Annotated in this window: 26 protein-coding genes and 1 tRNA gene; 19 read left to right on the top strand and 8 right to left on the bottom strand. The window is 60.2% G+C overall.

The window, feature by feature from the left end:
* Window position 1 precedes the first annotated feature (1 nt).
* Window positions 2-172: a hypothetical protein gene (locus ACSJLU_RS08985; RefSeq protein WP_153266251.1), complete on the bottom strand. Its 171-nt coding sequence runs from the start codon at window positions 170-172 to the stop codon at window positions 2-4.
* Between the two features lie 29 nt (window positions 173-201).
* Between ACSJLU_RS08985 and ACSJLU_RS08980 the strand changes: the two genes are divergently transcribed.
* The 4 genes from ACSJLU_RS08980 to ACSJLU_RS08965 are packed head-to-tail and all read left to right on the top strand — an operon-like array spanning window position 202 to window position 5435.
* Complete coding sequence (locus ACSJLU_RS08980) at window positions 202-1122, top strand: dihydrodipicolinate synthase family protein (RefSeq protein WP_197833453.1); 921 nt, start codon at window positions 202-204, stop codon at window positions 1120-1122.
* Window positions 1123-1176: 54 nt separating this feature from the next.
* Window positions 1177-2793, top strand: a complete 1617-nt coding sequence (locus ACSJLU_RS08975; RefSeq protein WP_197832220.1) for an aldehyde dehydrogenase (NADP(+)) — start codon at window positions 1177-1179, stop codon at window positions 2791-2793.
* A 44-nt stretch (window positions 2794-2837) separates the two neighbouring features.
* Window positions 2838-4403 (top strand): APC family permease, encoded by a 1566-nt coding sequence (locus ACSJLU_RS08970; protein ID WP_025302350.1) that lies wholly within the window; start codon window positions 2838-2840, stop codon window positions 4401-4403.
* An 18-nt stretch (window positions 4404-4421) separates the two neighbouring features.
* Window positions 4422-5435, top strand: coding sequence for an Ldh family oxidoreductase (locus tag ACSJLU_RS08965; protein WP_380825488.1), 1014 nt, complete (start codon window positions 4422-4424; stop codon window positions 5433-5435).
* Between the two features lie 45 nt (window positions 5436-5480).
* Here ACSJLU_RS08965 and ACSJLU_RS08960 read toward each other — a convergent pair whose 3' ends face one another.
* The 3 genes from ACSJLU_RS08960 to ACSJLU_RS08950 all read right to left on the bottom strand — a co-directional run bounded on the left by ACSJLU_RS08960 (window position 5481) and on the right by ACSJLU_RS08950 (window position 7664).
* On the bottom strand, window positions 5481-6161 hold the full coding sequence (locus tag ACSJLU_RS08960) for a hypothetical protein (RefSeq protein WP_025302348.1): 681 nt from the start codon (window positions 6159-6161) through the stop codon (window positions 5481-5483).
* Window positions 6162-6338: 177 nt separating this feature from the next.
* The gene (locus ACSJLU_RS08955; protein ID WP_025302347.1) at window positions 6339-6767 is read right to left on the bottom strand and encodes a universal stress protein; all 429 of its coding nucleotides are present in this window, start codon (window positions 6765-6767) and stop codon (window positions 6339-6341) included.
* Between the two features lie 180 nt (window positions 6768-6947).
* On the bottom strand, window positions 6948-7664 hold the full coding sequence (locus ACSJLU_RS08950) for a LuxR family transcriptional regulator (RefSeq protein WP_025302346.1): 717 nt from the start codon (window positions 7662-7664) through the stop codon (window positions 6948-6950).
* 334 nt (window positions 7665-7998) lie between these two features.
* On the opposite strand from ACSJLU_RS08950, the gene ACSJLU_RS08945 reads away from it, so the two are divergent.
* The 7 genes from ACSJLU_RS08945 (at window position 7999) to ACSJLU_RS08915 (ending at window position 15091) form a co-directional block, all read left to right on the top strand.
* Window positions 7999-9528 carry a 3-hydroxyacyl-CoA dehydrogenase NAD-binding domain-containing protein gene (locus ACSJLU_RS08945; protein WP_342096600.1) on the top strand — a complete coding sequence of 510 codons (1530 nt, stop codon included), beginning with the start codon at window positions 7999-8001 and terminating at the stop codon, window positions 9526-9528.
* Between the two features lie 9 nt (window positions 9529-9537).
* The gene (locus ACSJLU_RS08940; protein ID WP_025302344.1) at window positions 9538-10749 is read left to right on the top strand and encodes an acetyl-CoA C-acyltransferase; all 1212 of its coding nucleotides are present in this window, start codon (window positions 9538-9540) and stop codon (window positions 10747-10749) included.
* 15 nt (window positions 10750-10764) lie between these two features.
* Window positions 10765-11976 (top strand): 5-aminolevulinate synthase, encoded by a 1212-nt coding sequence (hemA, locus tag ACSJLU_RS08935; protein ID WP_015377390.1) that lies wholly within the window; start codon window positions 10765-10767, stop codon window positions 11974-11976.
* Window positions 11973-13145: an MFS transporter gene (locus ACSJLU_RS08930; RefSeq protein WP_043141814.1), complete on the top strand. Its 1173-nt coding sequence runs from the start codon at window positions 11973-11975 to the stop codon at window positions 13143-13145. The genes hemA and ACSJLU_RS08930 overlap by 4 nt, the downstream gene beginning before the upstream one ends.
* Window positions 13138-13857, top strand: a complete 720-nt coding sequence (locus ACSJLU_RS08925; RefSeq protein ID WP_025302341.1) for an enoyl-CoA hydratase-related protein — start codon at window positions 13138-13140, stop codon at window positions 13855-13857. The genes ACSJLU_RS08930 and ACSJLU_RS08925 overlap by 8 nt, the downstream gene beginning before the upstream one ends.
* 123 nt (window positions 13858-13980) lie before the next feature.
* On the top strand, window positions 13981-14547 hold the full coding sequence (locus tag ACSJLU_RS08920) for a GNAT family N-acetyltransferase (RefSeq protein WP_342096601.1): 567 nt from the start codon (window positions 13981-13983) through the stop codon (window positions 14545-14547).
* The gene (locus ACSJLU_RS08915) at window positions 14531-15091 is read left to right on the top strand and encodes a hypothetical protein (RefSeq protein WP_049204288.1); all 561 of its coding nucleotides are present in this window, start codon (window positions 14531-14533) and stop codon (window positions 15089-15091) included. The genes ACSJLU_RS08920 and ACSJLU_RS08915 overlap by 17 nt, the downstream gene beginning before the upstream one ends.
* Before the next feature lie 111 nt (window positions 15092-15202).
* Here ACSJLU_RS08915 and ACSJLU_RS08910 read toward each other — a convergent pair whose 3' ends face one another.
* Complete coding sequence (locus tag ACSJLU_RS08910) at window positions 15203-15505, bottom strand: putative quinol monooxygenase (protein ID WP_049204287.1); 303 nt, start codon at window positions 15503-15505, stop codon at window positions 15203-15205.
* Window positions 15506-15889: 384 nt separating this feature from the next.
* Here ACSJLU_RS08910 and ACSJLU_RS08905 point away from each other — a divergent pair, with 384 nt between their 5' ends.
* Window positions 15890-17203 carry an MFS transporter gene (locus ACSJLU_RS08905; RefSeq protein WP_049204277.1) on the top strand — a complete coding sequence of 438 codons (1314 nt, stop codon included), beginning with the start codon at window positions 15890-15892 and terminating at the stop codon, window positions 17201-17203.
* Window positions 17204-17277: 74 nt separating this feature from the next.
* Complete coding sequence (locus tag ACSJLU_RS08900; RefSeq protein WP_025302336.1) at window positions 17278-17781, top strand: DedA family protein; 504 nt, start codon at window positions 17278-17280, stop codon at window positions 17779-17781.
* 220 nt (window positions 17782-18001) lie between these two features.
* Here ACSJLU_RS08900 and ACSJLU_RS08895 read toward each other — a convergent pair.
* Window positions 18002-18077, bottom strand: a tRNA-Lys gene (locus ACSJLU_RS08895).
* Between the two features lie 349 nt (window positions 18078-18426).
* Here ACSJLU_RS08895 and cycA point away from each other — a divergent pair.
* Window positions 18427-19827: a D-serine/D-alanine/glycine transporter gene (cycA, locus tag ACSJLU_RS08890; protein WP_043141829.1), complete on the top strand. Its 1401-nt coding sequence runs from the start codon at window positions 18427-18429 to the stop codon at window positions 19825-19827.
* A gap of 48 nt (window positions 19828-19875) precedes the next feature.
* Here cycA and ACSJLU_RS08885 read toward each other — a convergent pair whose 3' ends face one another.
* The gene (locus ACSJLU_RS08885; protein ID WP_049204275.1) at window positions 19876-20799 is read right to left on the bottom strand and encodes a DMT family transporter; all 924 of its coding nucleotides are present in this window, start codon (window positions 20797-20799) and stop codon (window positions 19876-19878) included.
* Between the two features lie 67 nt (window positions 20800-20866).
* Here ACSJLU_RS08885 and ACSJLU_RS08880 point away from each other — a divergent pair, with 67 nt between their 5' ends.
* Together ACSJLU_RS08880 and ACSJLU_RS08875 are read left to right on the top strand one after the other, a co-directional pair.
* Window positions 20867-21442, top strand: coding sequence for a helix-turn-helix domain-containing protein (locus tag ACSJLU_RS08880; protein WP_089180753.1), 576 nt, complete (start codon window positions 20867-20869; stop codon window positions 21440-21442).
* A gap of 117 nt (window positions 21443-21559) precedes the next feature.
* Window positions 21560-22033: a helix-turn-helix domain-containing protein gene (locus ACSJLU_RS08875; RefSeq protein ID WP_342096602.1), complete on the top strand. Its 474-nt coding sequence runs from the start codon at window positions 21560-21562 to the stop codon at window positions 22031-22033.
* On the opposite strand, the gene ACSJLU_RS08870 is transcribed toward ACSJLU_RS08875, so the two are convergent.
* Window positions 22017-22940, bottom strand: a complete 924-nt coding sequence (locus ACSJLU_RS08870; RefSeq protein ID WP_043141837.1) for a LysR family transcriptional regulator — start codon at window positions 22938-22940, stop codon at window positions 22017-22019. The genes ACSJLU_RS08875 and ACSJLU_RS08870 overlap by 17 nt on opposite strands.
* A gap of 68 nt (window positions 22941-23008) precedes the next feature.
* Here ACSJLU_RS08870 and ACSJLU_RS08865 point away from each other — a divergent pair, with 68 nt between their 5' ends.
* The 3 genes from ACSJLU_RS08865 (at window position 23009) to ACSJLU_RS08855 (ending at window position 24855) form a co-directional block, all read left to right on the top strand.
* Complete coding sequence (locus ACSJLU_RS08865; RefSeq protein WP_043141841.1) at window positions 23009-23626, top strand: LysE family translocator; 618 nt, start codon at window positions 23009-23011, stop codon at window positions 23624-23626.
* Window positions 23627-23704: 78 nt separating this feature from the next.
* Window positions 23705-24304 carry an NAD(P)H:quinone oxidoreductase gene (gene wrbA / locus ACSJLU_RS08860; RefSeq protein ID WP_025302329.1) on the top strand — a complete coding sequence of 200 codons (600 nt, stop codon included), beginning with the start codon at window positions 23705-23707 and terminating at the stop codon, window positions 24302-24304.
* Between the two features lie 236 nt (window positions 24305-24540).
* Window positions 24541-24855, top strand: coding sequence for a hypothetical protein (locus ACSJLU_RS08855; RefSeq protein ID WP_016928271.1), 315 nt, complete (start codon window positions 24541-24543; stop codon window positions 24853-24855).

Below are 24855 nucleotides of genomic sequence, written 5' to 3'. Positions count from 1 at the left end.
TTTACCTGGTTACCTCCCTCTCCTCACGGCGCACCGGCGCCTGGTTTTTTTCATGCCCGCTTTCCGCCGCCATTGTGCCAATTTCGTCGCGGCAATCGGCGAAAAGCGTCAAGCCTCCCTGCGCAATACCGGTCAATCTGTCGGTGAGCCTTACTAAAGATTCACTTTTCATTAACACTTTCGGACGACAGGACAAACACTATGAGCCATAAAGCCATAAGCTGGAGCGGCGTATTCCCGGCGGTGACGACCCAGTTCCGCAACGATTTCTCTCTGGACCTCGACGCCACCCATACGGTGATCAAAAACCTGGTGCGCGACGGCGTCTCCGGTCTGGTGGTGTGTGGCACCGTCGGTGAAAACACCTCGATGACGATGCAGGAAAAGCTGGCGGTGATCGAAGTGGCGAGAGACGCCGCCGACGGCAAAGTGCCGGTGATCGCCGGCATCGCCGAGTTCACCACCGCCTTCGCGCAGAACATGGCGCGTGAAGCGCAAAAGGCCGGTGTCGATGGCATTATGGTGATGCCGGCGCTGGTTTATTCCGCCAAGCCGCACGAAACCGCCGCACACTTCCGCAGCGTCGCCGGCGCGACCGATCTGCCGATCATGGTCTACAACAACCCCCCCATTTACAAAAATGACGTCACACCCGACATCCTGACCTCGCTGGTCGACTGCGAGAACATCGTGTGTTTCAAAGACTCCTCGGGCGATACGCGCCGCTTTATCGACCTACGCAACGAAGTCGGCGATCGCTTCGTGCTGTTCGCCGGGTTGGACGATGTGGTGCTGGAAAGCATCGCCGTCGGCGCGCAAGGCTGGATCTCCGGCATGTCCAATGCTTTCCCGCGCGAAGGGGAAACCCTGTTCCGTCTGGCTAAGGAAAAGCGCTATGAGGAAGCATTGGCGCTGTACAGCTGGTTCATGCCGCTGCTGCACCTCGATGCCCGTCCCGATCTGGTGCAATGCATCAAGCTCTGCGAACAGCGGGTTGGCCGCGGCAGCGCCGTCACTCGCCCACCGCGCCTGGCGCTGCAGGGGGAAACGCTCACCGAGATCAATGCCGTGATCGATAAAGCGCTGGCCACTCGTCCTGCGCTGCCGAACGTCGACCTGTAACGCCTTCACCGCCCGGCCAGGCCGGGCGTCGCTCTTTATTTACCGGGGGAACCCATGCCCAACGAACGCCACGTCGCCATCAGCGGCCAACAATTTATCGGCGGCCAGCGCCGCGCCGCAGGGGAAGCTGCGCTGCTCAGCCTGCGCGCCGACGACGGTCAGCCGACCGGCTACCGCTTCCACCAGGCCACGGCAGCAGAAACCGCCGCCGCCGCCGAAGCCGCCGCCGCGGCCTTTGTGCCCTATTCGCAACTCAGCGCCGAGCAACGCGCGAACTTTTTGGACACCATCGCCGAGGAGCTAGAGGCCTTGGACGAAACCTTCTTCGCCCTCGCCACACAGGAAACGGCCCTGCCGGCGGCGCGCTTGAGCGGCGAACGCGCCAGAACCAGCGGTCAGATGCGGCTGTTCGCCACGCTGCTGCGGCGCGGCGATGTCGAAGGCGTGCGCATCGACTGCGCGCTGCCGCAGCGTTCCCCCCTGCCGCGCCCCGATCTGCGTCAATACCGCACGGCGCTCGGCCCGGTGGCGGTATTCGGCGCCAGCAACTTCCCGCTGGCGTTCTCCACCGCGGGCGGTGATACCGCCGCCGCGCTCGCCGCCGGCTGCCCGGTCGTGTTCAAAGCGCACAGTGGCCATATGATTACCGCCGAGCTAACCGCTCAGGCGATCGAGCGCGCACGGGAACGCACGGGGATGCCCGCCGGCGTCTTCAACATGATCTTCGGCAACCGCGTAGGGGCCGATTTGGTAAAACACCCGGCGATTCAGGCGGTGGGATTCACCGGCTCGCTGCAAGGCGGCCGGGCGCTGTTCGATCTGGCGATGCAACGTCCCCAACCTATTCCGGTCTTCGCCGAAATGTCGAGCATCAACCCGGTAATGATCCTGCCCAAGGCGCTGGCGCGGCGCGGGCAGCACATCGCGCAGGAACTGGTCTCTTCCTTCACGCTCGGCTGCGGTCAGTTCTGCACCAAGCCCGGCGTGATCGTCGCGCTGCGCGGCGCCGCCTTCGATCGGTTAACCGAAACGATGAGCGCCCTGGTCAACGCCGCCGAGCCGCAGCCGATGCTGAATGCCGGCACCCTGGAGCACTACCGTCACGGGCTGGCGGCCCTCGATGCCCACCCGGGTATGCGGCGGTTGGCAGGCCGAAGCGAAACGCCTGCTCTTCGGGCGGCGGCGCAGCTTTATCAGGCGGAGGGGGCGCTGTTGCTGCAGGCCGACCCGCTGCTGCAACAGGAGGTCTTCGGCCCGGCCAGCATCCTGGTGGCGATGGATAACGAAGCGCAGCTGCATGCGGCGCTAACGGCATTGCAAGGCCAGTTGACCGCCACGCTGCTGGCGGACGACGACGATCTCGATATGGCCGCCGGGCTAACGGCACTGTTGGCGCGCAAAGCCGGTCGGGTGCTATTCAACGGGTACCCGACCGGGGTGGAAGTGTGCGACGCCATGGTGCACGGCGGCCCTTACCCGGCCACCAGCGACGCACGCGGCACCTCGGTAGGCACGCTGGCGATCGAGCGTTTCCTGCGGCCAGTTTGTTTGCAAAACACCCCTGCAGCGCTGTTGCCGCCGGCGCTGCAGGACGCCAACCCGCTCAACCTGCTGCGACTGGTTAACGGCGCTTACACCCGAGATCCCCTGGTTTCACCTGCCCAACATTAGCCCGGCCGCATCTGCCTGCCACTCAATAACAAAAGGGTAATACCATGACAACCCAAGGCAAATTCAAGAAGCAGCTTACGCTCACCGATCTGACGTTCATCGGTCTGGGCGCCATCTTCGGCTCCGGTTGGCTGTTCGCCGCCAGCCACGTCTCCTCCATCGCCGGCCCGGCCGGCATCTATTCCTGGCTGATCGGTGGCCTGGCGGTGCTGCTGCTCGGCATCGTCTACTGCGAGTTGGGCGCCGCTCTGCCGCGCGCCGGCGGCATCATTCGCTATCCGGTATTCTCGCACGGTGAACTAATGGGTTACCTGCTGGGGTTTATCACGCTGATCGCCTTCTCCAGCCTGATCGCCATCGAAGTCGTCGCCGCCCGGCAGTACGCTGCCGCCTGGTTCCCGTTCCTCAGCCAGCCGGGGTCCGGCGATCCAACAGCGATCGGCTGGCTGGTGCAGCTGGCGCTGCTGTGTTTTTTCTTCGCGCTCAACTACTACAGCGTCAAAACCTTCGCCAAATCCAATAACCTGATCAGCGTGCTGAAGTTTCTGGTGCCCCTGCTGGTGATCGTGGTGTTGTTCAGCTTTTTCAAACCGGAAAACCTGCACAGCCAGGGCTTTGCCCCTTTCGGTTCCGCCGGGGTTGAGGCCGCCATTTCCGCCGGCGGCATCATCTTCGCCTACCTCGGCCTGACGCCGATCATTTCGGTCGCCAGCGAGGTGCAAAGGCCGCAGCGCACCATTCCTATCGCGCTGATCCTGTCGGTGGTGCTGTCCACCATCATCTATGTGCTGCTGCAGATAGCGTTTCTCGGCAGTATCCCTAGCGAGATGCTAAGCGGTGGCTGGGCCGGCATCAGCCAACAGTTCTCCCTGCCGTTCCGCGACATCGCCATCACGCTGGGCATGGGATGGCTGGCGTTTCTGGTAGTCAGCGACGCGATCGTTTCGCCGAGCGGCACCGGCAACATCTATATGAACGCCACGCCTCGCGTGATCTACGGTTGGGCGCGCGCCGGCACCTTCTTCAAACTGTTCACCCGGGTGGATAGCGAGTCCGGTATCCCGCGTCCGGCGCTGTGGTTGACCTTCGCTCTCTCGGTATTCTGGACGCTGCCATTCCCGTCCTGGGAAAAGCTGATCGGCGTGGTGTCCGCCGCACTGGTGTTGAGCTACGCCATCGCCCCGGTCACCGCCGCCGGGCTGCGGCGCAATGCGCCCGATATGCCGCGTCCGTTCCGGGTGCGCGCTTTCTGCGTGCTCGGCCCGCTGTCGTTTATCATTTCGGCGTTGATCGTCTTCTGGTCCGGCTGGGACACCGTCTCCTGGCTGCTCGGCTTGCAGATCCTGATGTTCTTCATCTATATCCTGTTCAAAAATCAGGTGCCGACCCACGCCGTTAGCCTTCGGCAGCAAATTTGGTCCTCGTTGTGGCTGATCGTCTTCTATGCGCTGGTGATCGGGCTTTCCTACCTCAGCAGCTTCGGCGGCATCGGCGCTATTGCCCATCCGTGGGACACCTTCACCATGGCGGTGATTGCGCTGGCGATTTACTACTGGGGCGCCTATACCTGTTTACCCCAGGCCAATTTTATCGGCGATGAAGAAGAATGAACCCAGGGGGACATCGAGATGACATCCATGCACGTTCTGTCGTTGGAACAGGCTTATCAACTGGCGCTGCGTACGCTGCGCAGCAACGGTTTCAATCAGGCACATGCCGAAGCGGTGGCGCAAAATGTCACCCAGGGCGAACGCGACGGCTGCGCTTCTCACGGCTTATACCGGCTGTTGGGCTGCGTGCGATCGCTGCGGGTAGGCAAGGTCTCTGCCGATGCGGTACCCAAGTTGTTCGACCAGGCGCCGGCCATCTTGCGTGCCGACGCCGGCGGCGCGTTTTCCCTGCTGGCCTACCGCACCGCTCTGCCGGCCCTTATCGGTAAGGTGCGCGCCAATGGCATCGCCGCGCTGGCGATCAACCGCTGCGTGCATTTCTCCGCGCTGTGGGCCGACATAGAACCGCTGACCGAACAGGGGTTGGTGGCCTTAGCCTGCACACCCAGCCACGCGTGGGTGACGCCGGCCGGCGGTTCGCGTCCGCTGTTTGGCACCAACCCCATCGCCTTCGGCTGGCCACGCCCGGATCGGCCGCCGTTTTTATTCGATATGGCCACCAGCGCGGCGGCGCGCGGCGAAATCGAACTGCACCACCGCGCTGGCACCCCGCTGCCTGAAGGCTGGGGCATTGATAAGGCAGGCAATCCGTCCACCGATGCCGCCAGCGTGTTGGATGGCGCGATGCTGACCTTCGGTGGGCATAAGGGCTCGGCGCTGGCGGCGATGGTTGAATTGCTGGCAGGGCCGCTGATCGGCGATATGACCAGCAAGGAATCGCTGGCCTATGACAACGGCACCGGTTCGTCGCCTTACGGCGGTGAGTTGATCATCGCGTTGGATCCCGAGCGTTTTCTCGGTGCGGATAAGGCGAAATATTTCGCCGGAGCAGAAGCGATGTTTGCCGATATGCAGGCGCAAGGCGCACGCATCCCCGGCGAGCGGCGTTATCGACAGCGGCGGCAGAGCGAGCAATACGGCGTGGAAATTCCCAGGACATTGTACGACGAAATAATGGCGCTGTGCGATTAGCGCCGGATTGATGCCCCGCGCCGGCAACCCGGCGCGGGGAAAGGCTTATCCAGCCTGAGCCAGATCGCTGTGCAGGCGCTTGCGCCACACCGGTTTGGTGTCCCAACGGGCGAAGTGTTTCGCCTCTTTACCCGGCTGCACCTGATGCCACATGTCTTCTTGCCACCGGATCGGTTCCTTTCCTCGCAACGTTGGACGGGTCTGTTTAATCGTCCGTTGCAAGACGCTCGCTTCTTCCGCAGAAATGTTCGGCGCCTGTCTGGCGGCGTCCAGCGCACGACTTCCCAGCGGCGCCATCACCTGATACAACACGTTGACCTGCTGCAGCGTCGCTTGCTGATTAGTGCTCATCCCCTTACCCGACCAACCGTCGAAGTTTTCACCGGGATCGTCCCCCTGCGCACGATACTCATTACCAGGCCCCTCGACGATGTTCCATCCTTGCCAGGTCACCAGAGTGTGTAATCCATCGCGATCCTGCAGGTTTTTATTCTTGATCTGTGTGATCACCTCGGCACGGTTTGGCACACCGATCAGGTTCATAAACTCGTCCAGCGCGTTCCAATGCTGCCCCGCCACCAGACCATTCCAGACATTACGCAAACAGTTCCAAGGAATGGTGTGATGCCAGGTCAGCGTGATAAGCGGTTTGGTTGACGCATGTTGCCAACGGCTCGGTTCACTGCCCCGATCGCCTCTAATGATCCCATCGACTTCTAATGGCATAGCTGCCCCTCTTCTGGCTGAGATGAAGAATATGCGCAAGGCCGGTGGCCCGGGTGGCATAAAAACGTCAGCTAAAATCGTAGCAGCTCACACTGAGATGGCAATAAAACGCAAGGCACGCTCTGCCGCAGACCGGCAACCGCAGAGCGCGCCCGAAAACGGTGGGCTTAAGAGGGATTATCTGACCACCATCACCGAAATATTGGCATGGCGAACGATGGCGGCGGCGTTAGATCCTAGCAGATAGGTTTTCACGCTCGGGCGCCGTGAACCGATAATGATCAGGTCGGCGTCGATCTCTTCCGCCAGTTCCAACACCTGATCGCGCGCAGAACCGAAGCTGACGGTGTAATTAAGGCGATCCAACGGCAGATCGATTTCCGACATGATTTTCTTCAGTTTGTCCACCGCCTTCACCTCCGCCTGATTCTCAAATTCCTTGAGACCGAACGAATAGGCAGTAACAAAAGCCGAGGCATCCGGCAGCGCATGGAAGAAATGCACTTTAGCGCCGGACATCTTCGCCAAATATTCCACATGCTTCAGCGCATGCTCGGTCAACAGATCCTCTTCAATATCGATCGGCACTAAAATAGTCTTGTACATATCACATCCTTTCTATGTAAACCGGGTGCCAACAGAATACTGCCGCGCACGGGCGCGGTGAATCGCTTTATCACGCTTTTGTGATCGGGGGGTAAATACTGATAAGGATAGCTTTTAATTTAACAAAATATAAACATCACACCGATAACGGATAGGCGATTAATTATTTATTTCTCGAGATTAAATCAGCTGTAAATAAACCGCTTTGGCGGTGGCGGCGGTCTTATTGGCGACAGAAAGTTTTTTAATCGAGTTGCCTATGTGGAAATTGATCGTGCGCTCGCTCACCCCCATCAACAGCGCGATCTCTTCCGCCGTTTTCCCTTCGCTGCACCAGCGTAAAATGTCTTTTTCGCGCAGCGTCAGCACGTCTTTTATCGCGTCGTCGTTCACCGATATCAAGGCTTCACGCAGCGTTTTATGGGCGGTTTGCGCCAGCCAAAGGAAAAAGGTTTCATTTGCCGCACGCGCTTGTGGCGTTTGCTCCGGTAGCGCTGTGCCGGCAAACGTCAGGATCCCCAGCCTGCCATAGCAATCCTTGACCGACTGCGACCAACCGGCGCACAGGCCAAACTGCGCCATACGTCGCCAAAGCGTCGGCCGATCGTGATAAAAACGTTCGTCCCACTGGAACTGCAGCGTGGAATGGTGAGCGCGCTCAATGACCGGATCCTGCAAATACACCCGCTGCCGCCGATAATCTTCGAGATACTCTGCTGAAAAATTACCTTCGATCAGCATCTTGGGGCGGCTGGCCGGATAACAGGAAAACACGATGTAGGAGAAATAATCAAACCCCAACGCCTCGGCGCAGGGCCCCAGTTGCGTCAGAAAGCATTCGCGATCGGCCAGGCTGCCAATCACCTCCGCCATGAGCCGTTGAGTGCGGGTATCCATAACGCAGGTTCTCCAGATAGCGATGCCGATTATCGATAGGTCAGACTCACTATAGAATATCGCCGCCCGGCGCCAGTAGCCGTTTCATATAATAAAAAATACCAACGCTATAACGAAAACAGCTATTCCCCTTAAAATAAGCCTTTTTATTGCGCCGAACAGGAAAACTACGCGAATAGCATAATCCCTTCAGGACGTAAACCTGTCATTTCTACCGTTAGACAGCCAGGACACCGCCAATTACTTTCCAAACAGGCACCCGGTGCCGCCGTAAATCCAAAGAGATAATAAGCATTTGCGAATTTCGCATGGCATACAGTGACGGGGATTTTCTATGGCAGAAAGTAATGCGGCAATTCAATCGGCTGCGATTATCGGCGCGGGAACGATGGGCAGAGGTATCGCTTATCTTTTCGCGCAAAAAGGCATTCGTACGGTGCTTTATAATCGCAACGGCAATACCCTCAATCAGGCTCGCGAATATATCGCGCAAGACCTGAACAAGAAAGTCGAACAGGGCAAGATCGCGCTGCAGGATAAAAGCTCAGTGCTGGCCAATCTGGTGTTCTCGACGGCGCTTGAGGCTATCGCCGACAGCGAGTTGGTGATAGAAACCATCGCTGAGCATGAACAAACCAAACTTGAGGTGTTGGCGGCCATCGCCGCAGTGGTCAAGCCCGATACGCTGATCGCCACCAATACCTCCTCACTGTCGCTTAACAAGCTGGCAACCGCGGTGACGCACAGCGAGCGGTTTATCGGTTTGCACTTTTTCAACCCTGCGCCGCTGATGAAACTGATTGAAATCATCCCGGCCTACTTTACCGCACACGCCACCACGGAACGTTGCCGTCAACTGGTGGCCGCGTTGGGGAAACGCGATGTCGTCTGCCAGGCCACGCCGGGGTTTATCGTTAACCGCATGGCCCGCCCCTACTACCTGGAAGGGTTCCGCCTGTTGGAAGAACACGTGGCGCGCGCGCCGCAGATCGACCGTGCCCTCAAGGCCGGCGGACACTTCCGCATGGGGCCGCTCGAGCTGACCGATTTTATCGGCCAGGACATCAACTATCAGGTCAGCCGGCAAATCTGGCAGGACATGCAATACGACCCGCGCTATACCCCCAGCCATCTGCAGCGTTCGCTGGTCGATGCCGGTCTGTTGGGGAAAAAGAACGGCCGCTCCTATTTTGCCGCCGAAGAAACCGCCCCGCCAGTGACGGCCGCCATCGATGCAGACGTCGAGACGCTGCGCGTTTACGGCGAACACCCTTTTTTTACCCTGTTGCAACAGCGAGCCGCACGTCAGTGGCCACAGCTGCGCGTGGAACAACGGCCGGCCTTACCGAGCCTGGGGCCGGCCGTCCAGATCAATGACGCATTCACCGTCAGCATCACCGATGGCCGCACGGCGAGCCAGTTAGCCGAGCAGACGACGGCTGACGCTTTTGTGGTCGACATCGCCCTGAACTACGCCGACACAGCGTATCTGGTTGCGGCGCACAATCGCTATGCCTCTGCGGCCAATAAGGCGCTGTTTTTACGCCTGCTGCACACTGCGATCCCGCAGGTTGAATTTATCAAAGATTCCCCGGCGCTGATCGTCGCTCGCGTCCTCAGCAGCCTGATCAATGAGTCGGTGATCATGGTGGAAAGCGGCGTTTGCAGCCGGGAAGACATTGATGTCGCCGCCGTCGCGGGCGTTAACTACGCCGGCGGCATTTTCGACTGGCTCGGTAAACTGGGGGAGAAAAACGTCAGGACGACGCTGAGCAATCTGGCGCAGCTGCTGCACGCAGCGCGCTATGCGCCGCATTACACCCTTCTGCACGCCGCGCAACCGGCGCTGACGACCACGCCTTGAGGAGCCATGATGAACATTAACGATGACGGCGTTTATCTGATCGACGGCACGCGCACGGCGATCGGCGCCTATGGCGGCAGCCTGGCGCATACCCGCCCCGACGACATGGCGGCGACGATCATTCGCGGCCTGCTGCAGCGCCATCCGGCGGCGGAAGCGAATCTGGACGAAGTGGTTCTGGGCTGCGCCAATCAGTCCGGCGAAGACAACCGCAACGTCGCCCGCATGGCAACGCTGCTTTCCGGGTTGGACCCGTCGGTGCCGGCCATCACCCTCAACCGCCTTTGCGCATCCGGGTTGGATGCGGTGATCTACGCCGCGGCGAAAATCCGCAGCGGTCTTAGCGAACTGGTTTTGGCCGGCGGTGTGGAAAGCATGAGCCGCGCACCCTATGTGCTGAGCAAGGGCGAAACGCCGTTCGACAAAGGCGTGAAGCTGTATGACACCACGTTGGGATGGCGCTTCGTCAATCCGCGGCTGGCGGAGCGCTACGGCAGCGACCCGCTGGGCATCACGGCGGAAAACGTGGCCCAACGGCAACATATCTCACGCGAGGAACAGGATCTGTTCGCGCTGGGCTCGCAGCAAAAAGCCCGCCGGGCGATCGACAGCGGCCGGCTGGCGCGGGAAATCACGCCCGTGGACGTGCCGGCGGATCGTAAAACCACCCGCACATTCGCGCAGGATGAATTTCCTCGGCTCAGCACGTTGCAACAGCTGCAGGCGCTGAAACCGGCGTTCTCCGCCGGCGGTTCGGTCACGGCGGGCAACGCTTCCGGCATCAACGACGGTGCCGCCGCGCTGCTATTGGCTTCCGGTCGCTACGTGAAACGCCAGGGTTGGCAACCGCTGGCGGAGATCGGCGACAGCGCGGCAGCCGGCGTTGAACCGGCGCTGATGGGGCTGGGGCCGATCGCCTCCACCGAGCGCTTACTGCAGCGCGGCGGGTTCACCTTGAACGACTTCGACATCATCGAGATTAACGAAGCGTTCGCCTCACAGGTTCTGGCGGCGCTGAAACACTGGCGCATCGACGCCAACGACGCGCGGGTCAACCCGAACGGCGGCGCCATCGCGCTCGGTCATCCGCTGGGGATGTCCGGTGCGCGCCTGGTGCTGTCGGCGGCGCTGGAATTACGCGACCGACAGGCAAGCAACGCATTGGTGACGATGTGCGTCGGCGTCGGTCAGGGCCTGTCATTAAACCTTAAAGCCGTTTAACACAAGGAACATACGATGAGCGTACTGAACATTCTTGAAGAAAAGCTGGCGGAAACCAAAAAACAGGGGCGTTTTCGCGAGTTTCTCAACCTTGAACGCGGCGTGCAGGACAAACCCTGGGCCACCAGCCACGGGCACCACGGCGAGCGCCGTCTCAACGTCTGGTGCTCGAACGACTATCTGGCGATGAGCCACCACCCCAAAGTGCTGCTGGCCACCACCGACGCGGTTAACCGGGTCGGGCTGGGCACCTGCGGCGCCCGCAGCATTTCCGGCACCTCGGTCTACCACAGCGAGCTGGAAACGCTGCTGGCCAGCGCCTACGGCAAAGAGTCGGCGCTGCTGTTCACCACCGGTTTCGGCGCCAACGACGCCACCTTATCCACCCTGTGCGACGCCATTCCCGATCTGATCGTGTTCTCCGACGAACTGAATCACGCCTCGATGATTTACGGAATTCGCTACAGCAAAGCGGAGAAAAAAATCTTCCGCCACAATGATGTAGCACACCTCGCCGAGCTGCTGCAGGCCGCCGATCCGGCGCGGCCAAAGCTGATTGCCTTCGAGTCGCTGTATTCCATGGACGGTGACTTTGCCCCCCTGGCGCAGATCGTGGCGCTGGCGGAGCAGTATCAGGCGCTGACCTATCTCGACGAAATTCATTCGGCCGGCGTGTATGGCGAACGGGGATTGGGCTATGCCGAACAGCTGGGCCTGTTAGATAAAATCACCATTATTCAGGGCGGATTCGGCAAGTCTTACGGTGCGGCGGGTGGCTATATCGCCGCGCCCCGCTCGGTGGTGGAAGCGGTGCGCAGTTGGGCCCCGGCATTCGTCTTCAGCACCTCGTCACCGGCGCCGGTGGTAGCCGCCGCGTTGGCCAGTTTTAAATACAACCTCGAGCATGACACCCAGCGCAAGCACCTGCTGGCGATCGTCGATCACCTGAAAACCGGCCTGCGCGCCGCCGGCATCCCGCTGGTGTCGGCAGACAGCCATATCCTGCCGCTGCTGGTCGGCGATCCGCACCGCAACAAACACATCAGTAAAGTGCTGCTCGATGAGCATGATATTTACGTGCAACCGGTCAATGCCCCGACGGTGCCCGCAGGCAGCGAGCGACTACGGGTAACGCCGACCTCGGCACATTCCCATGCCGACGTGGAGACCTTCCTGGCGGCACTAGGCCGGGTCTGGGCAGCGAACGATCTGCGGAGGGCAGGATGAAGTTAGCGGATTATAATGGCCATCTGATCACGCTCTGCCTGATGGCGACCGGTACCTTCGCCATCGGCACCGACGCTTTTATCGTCGCCGGCGTACTCAGCGATATTTCCGACACCTTTGCCGTCAGCCCCGCGCAAGCGGGGCAGTTGATATCGGTATTCGCGCTGGCCTATATGCTGTTCGCCCCCCTCACCGCCTGGCTGCTGGGCAACGTCAACCGCAAGCATATCCTGCAGTTGGCGCTGGTGCTGTTCATCGCCGGCAACCTGGCCTGCGCCTGGGCCACCAGCTATCTGCAGATCGCGTTCGGCAGAGTGCTGGCGGCATTGGGGGCGGCCTGTTACACGCCGCAGGCCGCCGCCGCCGCGGTGGGGCTGGTGGCGGAAAAACGCCGCGGCCTGGCTATTTCCATCGTCTATGGCGGCATGACGTTGGCTATTGCGCTCGGCATTCCGTTCGGCACCTTTCTCGCCAAACTGATCGGCTGGCGTGAAATCTTTCTGTTCATCGCCCTGCTGGGGGCGATTGCGCTGCTGGGCCTGTCGTTGGCGCTGCGCGCCATTGCGCCATCGGGCAAGCATTCGCTGAAAGAGCGACTCGCCCCGCTGCGGCAAAAGGCGGTGCTGACTACGCTGCTGATCACCTTTTTTGCCGTTTGCTCGGAACACATCGTCTACAGCTACGTCAGCGTGTTGCTGAAAAACACCCAGTTCGGCCCTGAGGCGATCCTGCCCCTCGCGCTGCTGGTGTTCGGCATTGGCGCGGTGATCGGCAATTTTGCCTCCGGCGCGTTAACCGATGCCCTCGGCAGCAAGTTCGTGCTGCTGTTTTCCGTGGCGATCCAGACGCTGTCTCTGTTTTTGCTGGCCTTTTATGTCACCTCGCCCTGGTGGGTACTGGCCATCTTCCTCGTCTGGGGCATTACCGGCTGGATGTACCTAGTACCGATCCAGCATCACCTGTTGTCGCTATCGAAACGCTTTGGCGCGCTGACCGTGTCGCTCAACAGCTCGGTGTTGTACGCCGGCATCGCGGCGGGCGGGATGCTGGGCGGCCTGACGCTCTACGCGCTGCCGGCCTATTACCTGCCGCTGTTTTCGCTGCCGCTCGGCGCCATCGCCCTGCTGCTGACGCTGTTGTTTTTCCGGGGAGAAGCCAGCGATGAGTGAAGTTCTTCCGGTGCTTTATGAGCGCCATGGCGCGCAGGTTGCGGTCATCACCCTTAATCGGCAGGAAAAAAAGAACGCCATCAACCTGCAGATGGCCGAGTTGATCCGCACCTACCTGCGGCAGGCGGATAACGATGACTCGGTGCGAGCGATCGTGCTGGCCGGCCAACCGGCGGTATTTTCCGCCGGCATGGATATCAACGCCTTTCATCAGGGTGAACTGCCCATCGTCACGCCGGAGGGGTTTGGCGGGCTGATCCATGCACAGATTGCCAAGGTGATCATCGCCGCCGTTGACGGCATCGCGTACGGAGGCGGATTTGAGCTGGCGCTGGCGTGCGATCTGATCGTCGCCGGCCAGAACGCACGCTTCAGCTTCCCCGAAACCGGGCTCGGGTTAGTCGCCGCACAAGGTGGGTGCGCGCGCTTGCCGACGCGTATCTCCCCCTATGTCGCGCTCGACTGGCTGCTGACCGGCAGAACCGTCGGCGCACAGGAGGCGCTGTCACACGGCGCCATTTCCCGTATCAGCGAGGGGACGGCCCGGGAAGAAGCGCTGCGCATCGCCGAACAGATCGCCGGAAAAGATCTTGCTGCCAGCCAAGCGGTGAAGGCCATCGTGCGCCAGGGGCTGGCACGGCAAGAAGCCCCCTCATTCGATTTTCAACAAGGCCCGGTCGAGCGCCTGCGTCAGGCCGCCGCCCGCCGATAATGCCCCTGCCGGTTCGTCTGAACCGGCATTTCCCGTTTGTCCTCCACCGCTCATTTTACACAGCCCGCTTCTCGGCGCTGGGTTACACTGCCGGTAGTCCTAATGCGCTGATAAGGAAAAATAATGCGCCTTTTGCCTCTGCAGACCCCCAGACTGATCCTGCGCCCGTTCACGGCCGACGATCTGCCCCACTTTACCGCCTACCGCAGTCACCCTGACGTGGCGCGCTATCAAAGCTGGAGCGACTACAGCGCCACCGATGCGCAGGCCTTTTTCGAACGGCAACGGCAGCTCGCGTTCAACCGTGACGACAGCTGGTTCCAGCTGGCGGTCGAGCGCCGTGAGGACGGCGTGTTGCTCGGCGATGTCGCGGTGCATTTCTTCGATGAGGGGCGCCAGGCTGAACTGGGCGTGACCTTCGCGCCCAGCCACCAGCGGCAAGGGCTGGCGCGCGAGGCGCTGAGCGCCGTCATCGCTCTGCTGTTCGGGGCGCTGGCGAAGCACCGTATTACTGCGGTGGTGGACACGCGTAATCTTGGCGCCGCCACGCTGTTCGGCAAGTTGGGTTTTCGCCGCGAGGCCTATTGGCGGCAAAACGTGTTTTTCAAAGGCGCATGGGGCGACGAATTCGGCTTTGCCCTGCTGCAAAGCGAATGGCGGGAGAATGCAAGGCATGACGCTGCTGAATAAATACCTTGGGCAATACCAGTTCTCGGAACGGCATGCGATCGCCATCGCCGCGCCGCAGGCGCGGATCCTGGCGGCCGTGGCCGCCTACGATCCCAAGCACGATCGTTTCTTCCGCAGCATGATAGCGCTGCGCGAATTGCCCGCGCGGCTGATGCCACGCGATAAGCCCAGCCCGCCGCCGTTTGGCCTGCATAACTTTTGCCTGCTTGAGCAAGATGACAGCGCGTTGGTCTATGGCCTGATCGGCCGCTTTTGGCAGGCTGAATACGGTCTGGAGCAGGTCGCTGACGGGGCGGGCTTTCTCGCCTTCGCTCAGCCCGGCGTTGCCAAACTGGCGCTGGGGTATGCCGCGAGCCCGCTGGAGGGCGGGCGCTGCCGCCTGGTAACGGAAACGCGCATCTTCTGCCCCGACAGCGCCAGCCGGCGGCGGTTTACCCCCTACTGGTATGCGATTCGCCTGGTGAGTGGGTTGATAAGACGCCGCATGCTGCGCGCCATTAAAGCCGCCAGCGAAAAGCAGACGGCGAATCATTCACCTGATTGATTAATTTAAGAGCATTCTTAGAGAATGAAAATCATTATCAGCCTATTTTTTAATCACAACAAGATAGTGTTGAGAAGCCATTAACCCCGCCCCCTGCGGGGATTTTTTCGCCTATTTATCGCCTGTTTCAGGAAACACCTGCATAAACAAGAAGGTGCAAGGCTTGCGCTGATACTGATTGATCTGCGGCACCAGCCGGGTGAAATGCTCGGTCTGACAATGCACGTCCAGGGCGGCGCGGTCCGGCCAGCTTTCGATAAAAATAAAGTGCCCGGGATCCTGCTGGTCGATGCACAGTTCATAACTGATGCACAGCGGCTCTTGACGGGTTTTCGCCACCAGCTCGCGATACCATGGCATAACGGTGTCAATGTGTTCCGGATGGATAAAATCTTCAGCGATGACCTTCAGCATGTTGCGCTCCTGCATTCTGTTTTGCCGTGCTTCACCTTATCGTCCTCACTCCCGAGATGAAAGCGCCCTACACCAGGTCTATCACCGGGTTGCCAATTCGGTGATAACGCACACAGATCTCGATCAAAACGCTTGAACGCGCCATAGCCCTGTGTGAACGTTTGATTAACAAAAAAGCAACACACCATTCACTATGGTGATGTCAGCATCAACCTGCCGACCCGATACGCGGCATTTTTTTCGCCCTTAAAGGCCTGACCATTAGTCCTTTAGACCTTTATATCTCACGAAGAAAATCCGCTGTGACCGTCGTGTTGAGGGCAACGGCGCCAGGACGGTCCTTATGAGCGACGCTTGTCATTCTCAGAAGAGAGGTTATCGCCAGTGAATCACGCCACCTATGCCGCTCCAGCGCTCAACGCCGCCATCCGCAAAACCTGGCGCAGACTGGTGCCCTTAATGTTCGCCATGTACTTCATCGCGTTTATCGACAGGGTTAACGTCGGCTTTGCCAAGGACGCGATGGCTATCGACATCGCGCTGTCGCAATCCGCCTTCGCATTGGGCGCCGGGATATTTTTTGCCGCCTATGCGCTGTTCGGCATCCCGGCCAATCTGCTGATGAACCGCTGGGGCGCCAAACGCTGGCTTAGCGCCACCACCGCACTGTGGGGGGCGCTGTCGGCCTGTACCGGGCTGGTGACCAACGAACAGCAATTTATCATCCTGCGGTTTCTGCTGGGGATCGCCGAAGCCGGCTTTTACCCTGGCATCCTGTTGCTGGCGTCGATCTATTTTCCCAATAAGGTGCGCGCCTCGGTCATTGGCATTTTCGTGCTCGGCGTGCCGGCGGCCCTGACGCTCGGCTCACCGCTGTCGGGGGCATTGCTGGAGATGCACGGCGTGTTGGGTAAACCCGGCTGGTTCTGGATGTTCGTGCTGGAAGGGCTGCCGGCCGTCGCCCTCGGCGTCTTCGCCTTTTTCTATCTCGACGATAACCCTCGGCAGGCTCGCTTTTTGACCGAGGAAGAACGCACGGCATTGGTCACACAGTTGGCTGACGAACAGCAGCAGACCGAAACCAGCAGCGTCAAAGCGGCAATGAGAAGCGGCACCGTTTGGCATCTGGCGTTGATCTACGGCACCCTGCAAATCGGCGTGTACGGCCTGATGTTTTTCCTGCCGTCGCAGGTCGCCTCGCTGATGGGCACCCATCTCGGTTTCAAGGCCTCGCTGGTGGCCGCCATTCCCTGGGCGTTCTCCGCGCTGGGCGTCTATTTCCTGCCGCGCTATGCCGACAGAAAAACCGCCAGAAGATTACCGATCGCCGTGGGGTGCATGGTCGCGGCAGCGCTGGGGTTGGTCGTTTCTTCCTATGCCGGCCCTCTGCTCGCTATCGTCGCCCTGAGCTGCTGCGCAGTCAGTTTCCTGGCGGTACAGCCGATTTTCTGGACGTTTCCCGCGCAGGTGCTCACCGGCCCGGCGCTGGCGGCCGGCATCGGTTTTTGCACCACGCTCGGCGCCGCATTCAGCTTCTTAGCCCCGCTGATCCGCACGGAGGCGGAACAGCGTTTTCACAGCCCGCATGCCGGGCCGCTGGTGCTGGCCGCCTTTTCACTGCTGTGCGCCACGCTGTTGTGGGCGCTCAGAAACCGGCGCGCCGACGTGAGCAAGCAAGACGCAGAGATTGCCGGATAGCGGCGCGTTATTTAGCCATTATTGAACCTGCGGATGGGACACTGGCACTCAGCCCTCTCCCCCGCAGGTATTAAATGGATGAATTGACGCACATTATCGCTAAATACAGCCCGGAACCGGAGATGTTGCTGCTGCTGATTTTCCTGTTCGCGCTGGGAAAATCCGTGATCGTGGTGTCTTCCGCCTTGCCGCCCGCCTCGGTGACGCTGCTGGTAGGCATCCTTGCAGGCAAACACACGCTGCCCCTCGGTGCCGTTTGGGCGGCCATCGCCCTCGGCGCCACGTTGGGATCGATCTTGTCGTTCCACGGCGGCGCGCTGCTGTGCCGCCACGATCTTGGCCGCCGGCTGCCGGCACGCTTTCACACTCCGCTGCACAAAGCGCAACGTTCCTTGCAAAAGCGCGGGCTACCGCTGCTGTTCGCCTCGCGTTTCCTGGCGGTGATGCGCTACACCGTGCCGCTGATGGCCGGCATGCTGCAACTGCCGGCGAGGCACGTCTATGCCACCGCCGCGCTTTCAGCCGCCGTTTGGGCACTCCTCTTGATGTCGGCCGCGCATTTATTCCCCGCTTCTTGACCTGAAAGATTCTTGGGCAAATACCCCATCCCTGCGCCGACGTTGCGCCAGCGCACAGCCTCCCTTGCCGTATAAAGTACGGTGCAACATCGCAGTTTGCGCCAGATCACCTTTCTGAACATCAGTCGAAAAATGCGAATTTTTTTGCAGAATGCGCGCTTAAAACGGCGCCATGAGGGAAAAAACAGAGAAAAGTCTGTGCGTAACACGCTGATTTGGTTGGTGGGTCGTACAGGGTTCGAACCTGTGACCAATTGATTAAGAGTCAACTGCTCTACCGACTGAGCTAACGACCCAACGCGATAAATTGTCCTCCTCGCCAGTGCCGCTGTCAAACGCTTCCACTCATTACTTTTTCTCATGCGATTTTTACAACTCTTTGTTTAATCAACGAGATAAGCCGCATAAGGTCTGTTAATCCCACCTTTTGAAGAGTAATCTTCCGCTCCCTGAACGTCCGATTTGCCTCCTCCGTGTAAAGATTGATCGACTTTTATCCCACGTATAAATGTTGTAAACATGTTGCACAAAGGTGGCGTTATTGCACTACCTTACTAAAGCCGGACCAACCGGATAAATGTATAAAAAAGAGCCACTTCAGAGCTCACGACTTCACTAATGACAGGTAAAACAGGACATCATCAGATGGTAGATCACTCTAAAATAGCGACTGACGCGACGCCCGCTTCAGAAGATCATCTACGGCGAAACCTTACTAACCGACATATTCAACTGATCGCCATCGGCGGCGCCATCGGCACCGGTCTGTTTATGGGCTCCGGTAAAACCATCAGCCTGGCCGGCCCTTCGATCATCTTCGTGTACATGATCATCGGCTTTATGCTGTTCTTCGTGATGCGCGCCATGGGTGAGCTGCTGCTATCTAACCTGGAATACAAATCGTTCAGCGATTTCGCCGCGGATCTGCTCGGCCCGTGGGCGGGTTTCTTCACCGGCTGGACCTACTGGTTCTGCTGGGTGGTCACCGGCATCGCCGACGTTGTGGCGATCACAGCCTACGCCCAGTTCTGGTTCCCCGGACTGTCACAGTGGATTGCTTCACTGCTGTGCGTGCTGTTGCTGCTCGGCCTTAATCTGGCGACGGTGAAAATGTTCGGCGAAATGGAGTTTTGGTTTGCGATGATCAAAATCGTCGCCATCGTCGGGCTGATCGTCGCCGGGCTGGTGATGATCGCCATGCAGTTCCAATCGCCGACCGGCACCGTGGCCTCATTCACCCATCTGTGGAATGACGGCGGCATGTTCCCGAAAGGCATCAGCGGTTTCTTCGCCGGCTTCCAGATCGCAGTATTCGCCTTCGTCGGCATTGAGCTGGTGGGCACTACCGCCGCGGAAACCAAGGATCCGGAGAAGTCATTGCCGCGCGCCATCAACTCGATTCCGATCCGCATCATCATGTTCTACGTGTTCGCCCTGATCGTCATCATGTCGGTGACGCCGTGGAACTCCGTGGTGCCGGACAAGAGCCCGTTCGTTGAACTGTTCGTGCTGATTGGCCTGCCGGCCGCGGCCAGCGTGATCAACTTCGTGGTGCTAACCTCCGCCGCCTCCTCCGCCAACAGTGGGGTGTTCTCCACCAGCCGCATGCTGTTCGGGCTGGCGCAGGAAGGCGACGCGCCGAAATCGTTCGCCAACCTGTCCAAGCGCGCGGTGCCGGCCAACGGCCTCACCTTCTCCTGCATCTGCCTGCTGGGCGGCGTGGTGCTGATTTACCTGATCCCGAACGTGATGACGGTCTTCACCCTGGTGACCACCGTATCGGCGATTCTGTTCATGTTCGTCTGGACCATCATCCTGTGCTCGTATCTGGTTTACCGCAAACAGCGCCCGGCGCTGCACCAGAAATCGATCTACAAGATGCCTGCCGGCAAGCTGATGTGCTGGGTATGCATGGCGTTCTTCGTGTTCGTGCTGGTGCTGCTGTCGCTGCGCGAAGACACCCGCCAGGCGCTGATCGTCACCCCGCTGTGGTTCATCGTGCTCGGCCTGTCTTACGTGTTCCTGCGCAAGAAGAAAACCGCGTGATGCAAAAAGGGGCGGATCTCTCCGCCCCTTTCTTTCTACGCCTCTGCGCTAATCCGCTTCCGTCGCCACCGCTGCTTTCCCCTTGCGCCGTATGCGCAGCTCGCTGACTACCACCCCAATCACGATCAACGCGCCCCCCAACAACGCCACGCCCGGTAAACGTTCACCGGCGAGCCGCCCGACAATGCCCGCCCAGACCGGTTCGCCGGCGTAAATCACCGTGGCCCGCGTCGGCGAAACGCTGCGCTGCGCCCAGTTCATAGTCAGTTGAATCAAGGCGCTGGCCAGCCCCAGCCCAATGGCGCTGTACAACAGGTAATCCGAATACGGCGGCGGCGACTCGCCGGTCGGCACCATCATCAAAAACGAGGCCAGCGAGGCGGTCGCCAGCTGCACAATGGTCACCCGGCGGATATTGACCTTACCGGCGAAGGCACCGATCAGAATGATCTCTGCCGCCATGCCCAGCGTGCCGGCCAGCGTCAGCATTTCGCCAAGGCTCAGCGTCATGTCCGTGCTGCTCGGTGCCGCCAGCAGCATCAGGCCGGTAAAGGCCAGCAGAATACCGATCCACGACATGATGCCGGGGAACCGCCCCAGTACCAGCCATTGCAATAGCGGCACGATCGGCACGTACATGGCGGTGATGAACGCCGATTGGCTGCTGGTAATCGTCTGCAGACCGACGGTTTGCATGCTGTAGCCGAACATGATCGCCAGCCCGATCAGTACGCCCGCCTTCAGTTCATACAGGGTCAGGCCGCGCAGAACGCGCAGCGAAAACAGCGTCAACGCCAGCGTGGCGGTGGCGAAACGCAGACCGACGAAAAAGAACGGCCCGCTGACTTGCATCGCGTGATGCACCGCCAAAAAGGTGCCGCCCCAGATCATGGTGATGAAAATCAACACCGCTTCCGGCAACCTGATTTGCGGAACCACGGCGGAAATAAAGGATTTTTTTGCTGCTGACACCGGCTTGCCCTTCCTGCTGAGTGCAATATAATGCACAGATCCTGCCAGTATGAGATAAAGTCCGGCGATGAGCAATACGGCGCATAACGCGAAAACCGATCCCCCCAAGGTGCTGCAGTACCTGAGCAGCAATCTGCGCGGCTACCGCCAACAGGCGGGCCTGAGCCAGATGGCGCTGGCCGAACTTTCCGGCGTCAGCCGCCGCATGCTGGCGGGCATCGAGGCCGGCGATCGCAACGTCAGCCTGGCGGTGCTCGACAAGATCGCCGCTGCCCTGAAGATTTCGTTCACCGATCTGATCCAGGCGCCGGAAGCGCGCGGCGACCATCTGGTGGGGGAACTGGCCTGGCAAGGCGCGCAACCGGGCAGCCAGGCGCTGTTCGCCGCCAGCGTGCCGGCGCGCCAACGGGCCGAGCTGTGGGAATGGACGCTGATGCCGGGCGAGCGCTATGACTCTGCGCCGGACGCGGAAGGCTGGAATGAAATGATCTACGTGATTGCCGGTACCCTGACGCTGGAGTTGGAACAAGGCACGCTGACGCTCAGCGCGGGCACCGCACAAACCTTCAACAGCGATCAACGCTACGCCTACGCCAACCACGGCGATCTCCCGCTGCGCTTTATCCGCAACGTCGCCTTCTGACTGCTCGCCAGCCCGCGCCGGCGGCGGGTGTCGTGTCGCTGTCGTGCCGCTGTCGTGGCGCAGCTACCCCGCCCGCCCTACACTGAATGACAGTGACAACGAACTCAGGAGTGCACCATGCAAAAGTATCGCATCAGGCCATTACGTCTGGAAAAAGGCTGGTCGCAGGAGCAGCTGGCGACCATCGCCGGCCTCAGCACCCGCACCGTACAGCGGATTGAAAACGGCGAACAGGCCAGCCTGGAAACCTTGACCGCGATCGCCGCCGCGCTGGGCGTGCAGGTCAGCAATCTCAACGCACAGCCGCAACAGACGACAATGGGGGAGGAGGCGCCTGACGAACAACGTCTTCGTCGCCAGGTCGCGGCAGAAGGCAAACTGCTGAGCATGGCGGTGCGTTTCGCCGTCATCGGTGCGATATTGCTCGCTGTCAACGTCTTTACCCATCCGCACTATCTCTGGTCGCTGTGGGCGATCGGCGGCATGAGCCTCGCGCTGGTCATGCGGGCGGTGCGCACTCTGCTGCTGCGCAACGTCTTCAGCCGCTGGCAGGAACAGCGGCTGGCGCAAAAACTCAGGCGTCTGCCGTGAGCCTCAACCACTCGGCCAGCCGAGCCAGCGCGCTGCCGGGCACGATCGGCTGCGGCGACAGCAGGTAATAGCCGCTGCCGTCGGGCATAAAACCGAACGGCGCGCTCAACAAGCCGGCGGCCAGATCGTCTCGCACTTGCAGCCACGGGCCCATCGCAATGCCAAGACCGGCGACCGCCGCCTGCAGGCTGAAATAGAAATGATCAAAGCGCTGCTCTGGATGCCCCACCAAGGCCATCCCCTGTTGCTGCGCCCAATGCCACCAGGCATCCGGCCGGGTGGCGGCATGCAGCAGCTTCGCGCCGGGCCGCAAACTCAGCAGGCTGCCCTCAGCGATCGTCATCCTTGCCAATGCCCCGGGTTGGCACACCGGCCCAACCTTTTCACTGAACAGCGCCAGGCTATGCACCTCCTTTCCCCAATCGAAGTCATTGCGCCTGATCGCCGCCGTAATGCCGTCATGGAACGAAAACGGCCCGCCACCGGCCACCAGCTGTAAGTTGATGTCCGGATGCGCCTGCTGAAAAGCCGGCAGACGCGGGATCAGCCAACGCATCAATAAGGTCGGTTCACAGGACAAGACCAGCGGCGCGTCGAGCGCCTGCTGACGCAGTTCCAGCGCGGTATGATCCAGAATGCCGAAGGCCTGCTGCGTCGCCTGAAACAGCTTGCGCCCCGCCGCCGTGAGCAGTACCCGCCGATGGCGGCGCTCAAACAACGCCACGCCCAGTTCCTCTTCCAGCGCCCGCACCGCCCGGCTGACGGCGCCATGCGTCAAATTCAGCCCCTGCGCCGCCTGCGTAAAACTTTCCAGCCGCGCGGCGGCCTCGAAGCAGCGCAGTCCGCCCAACGGCAACGGCCTGCCGGTTTTGCGTGAGTTTTTCTCACCGATATTGTCACTATTCATCGTTTGTCACCGAGAAAAATTACTCTTATAAATCAGTCACTCTATTGTTAAACATCGCAAGGATAACTATGACTGAACTCATCGCTGTCGTCACCATTACTTTACTCGCCGTGATAAGCCCAGGGCCGGACTTCGCCATGGTCTCGCGCAACAGTCTGCTGCTCTCACGCCGCGCCGGCATATTGACCGCCTGTGGCATCGGCGCCGGCGTACTGGTTCATGTCAGCTATACGCTGATTGGCGTCGGCGTGTTGATTCAACAATCGCCCTGGTTGTTTAACCTGCTCAAAGGCATCGGCGCCGCTTATCTGATCTATCTCGGCTTTACGCTGCTGCGCAACGCGGCGCATCAGGATGCCACGCCCAGCACCGCGCCGGCCGCCATCAGCGATTTCGGCGCGCTGAAAACCGGCTTTTTCACCAACGCGTTAAACCCGAAAACCACCATTTTCATCGTCAGCCTATTCATGCAGGTCGTCTCTCCGCACACCCCGCTCGGTGTACAAATTGGCTATGGCCTCTTTATTGCCGCCGTCCATGTGTTCTGGTTCGCTGCCGTTGCGTTGCTGTTTTCCGCGCCTGGCGTCAATGCGCGCTTTTTGCGTTTACGCCGCGGCATCGACCGCACCTTTGGCGGGCTGCTGATTGTCTTTGGCGCCCTGTTGGCGATCGCCGGCATCAGGTAACGCCACGACGCCAAGTTCGTCATTCGCTTCTATGCTTATCAGGGGTTTTTGTTAATCATCTGAGCGGGAGTACGAAACATGACGAAACTGTTGGTGCTTTATTACTCAATGTACGGCCACATCGAACGCCTGGCGCAGGCGGTGGCTGAAGGGGCGAACCGTGTCAACGACGTGGACGTGACGATTAAACGCGTGCCGGAAACCATGACGCCGGAGGCCTTCGCCAAAGCCGGGGGCAAGCAACACCAGCAGGCGCCGGTCGCCAGCCCGCAAGAACTGGCGGACTATGACGGCATTATCTTCGGCACGCCAACCCGCTTCGGCAATATGGCCGGGCAAATGCGCACCTTCCTCGATCAAACCGGCGGGCTGTGGGCTTCCGGCGCGCTGTACGGCAAGGTAGGCAGCGTCTTCTCCTCCACCGGCACCGGCGGCGGCCAGGAACACACCATCAGTTCGACCTGGACCACGCTGGCGCACCACGGTTTCATCATCGTACCGATCGGCTATGCGACGCAGGAGCTGTTTGACGTTTCGCAGGTGCGAGGCGGCACTCCGTATGGCGCCACCACCATCGCCGGCGCCGACGGTTCGCGGCAGCCGAGTAACGAAGAGCTGACCATTGCCCGTTATCAGGGCGAACACGTGGCTAAAATCACCGCCAAGCTGAAAAGTTAAGCACCCTCCAGCCCCCGTGATCCAAAGGGCCGCGCATTCGCACGGCCCCATCTTGTTGCCAACCCGCCGCAAGGTTAGAATGCCCCTCCCCCGGCCATTCAGCGTCTGAAGGCCAGGCCCGAATTCGTTCTGCCCGTCGCTCATCCGCTTTCAGCCCGAGGACGGGCGTTCTGTTTTTTGCGCACAGCGAAGGGAATAAGTCAGTGTCTAAAGATTTTGATGAACTAATAAGAGACATGGATCTTATTATTGAAAATGTAGACAGCTTCAAGGCTCTGGCTCCGCGCGCGCCCGAGCCGGCTCCGGCCCCGCCGCCGCCGGTTCATCACTACGACTCGTTCTGCGAAAACATCGCGCTGAAAGTCGTCTTGAAGGTGCTGCTGTCTTCGGTGGACAAGATAGTCAAAGTACAGATCGCCAACAAGGTCGAGCAGGAAATCGCGCAGATCGAACAGCAGGTGGTGCGCGCCGGCGGCGGCCCGGTATCACCGGACGATCTGGCGCAGATGACGCATTACGTTCGCCGCACGGTCAACGACCTGCTGGAGTAA

It is taken from the genome of Serratia bockelmannii (genome assembly GCF_051803255.1).
Lineage (GTDB): Bacteria > Pseudomonadota > Gammaproteobacteria > Enterobacterales > Enterobacteriaceae > Serratia > Serratia bockelmannii.
The sequence above is the reverse complement of the archived record's forward strand: the minus strand, read 5'-3'. Positions and strand labels throughout refer to the sequence as shown.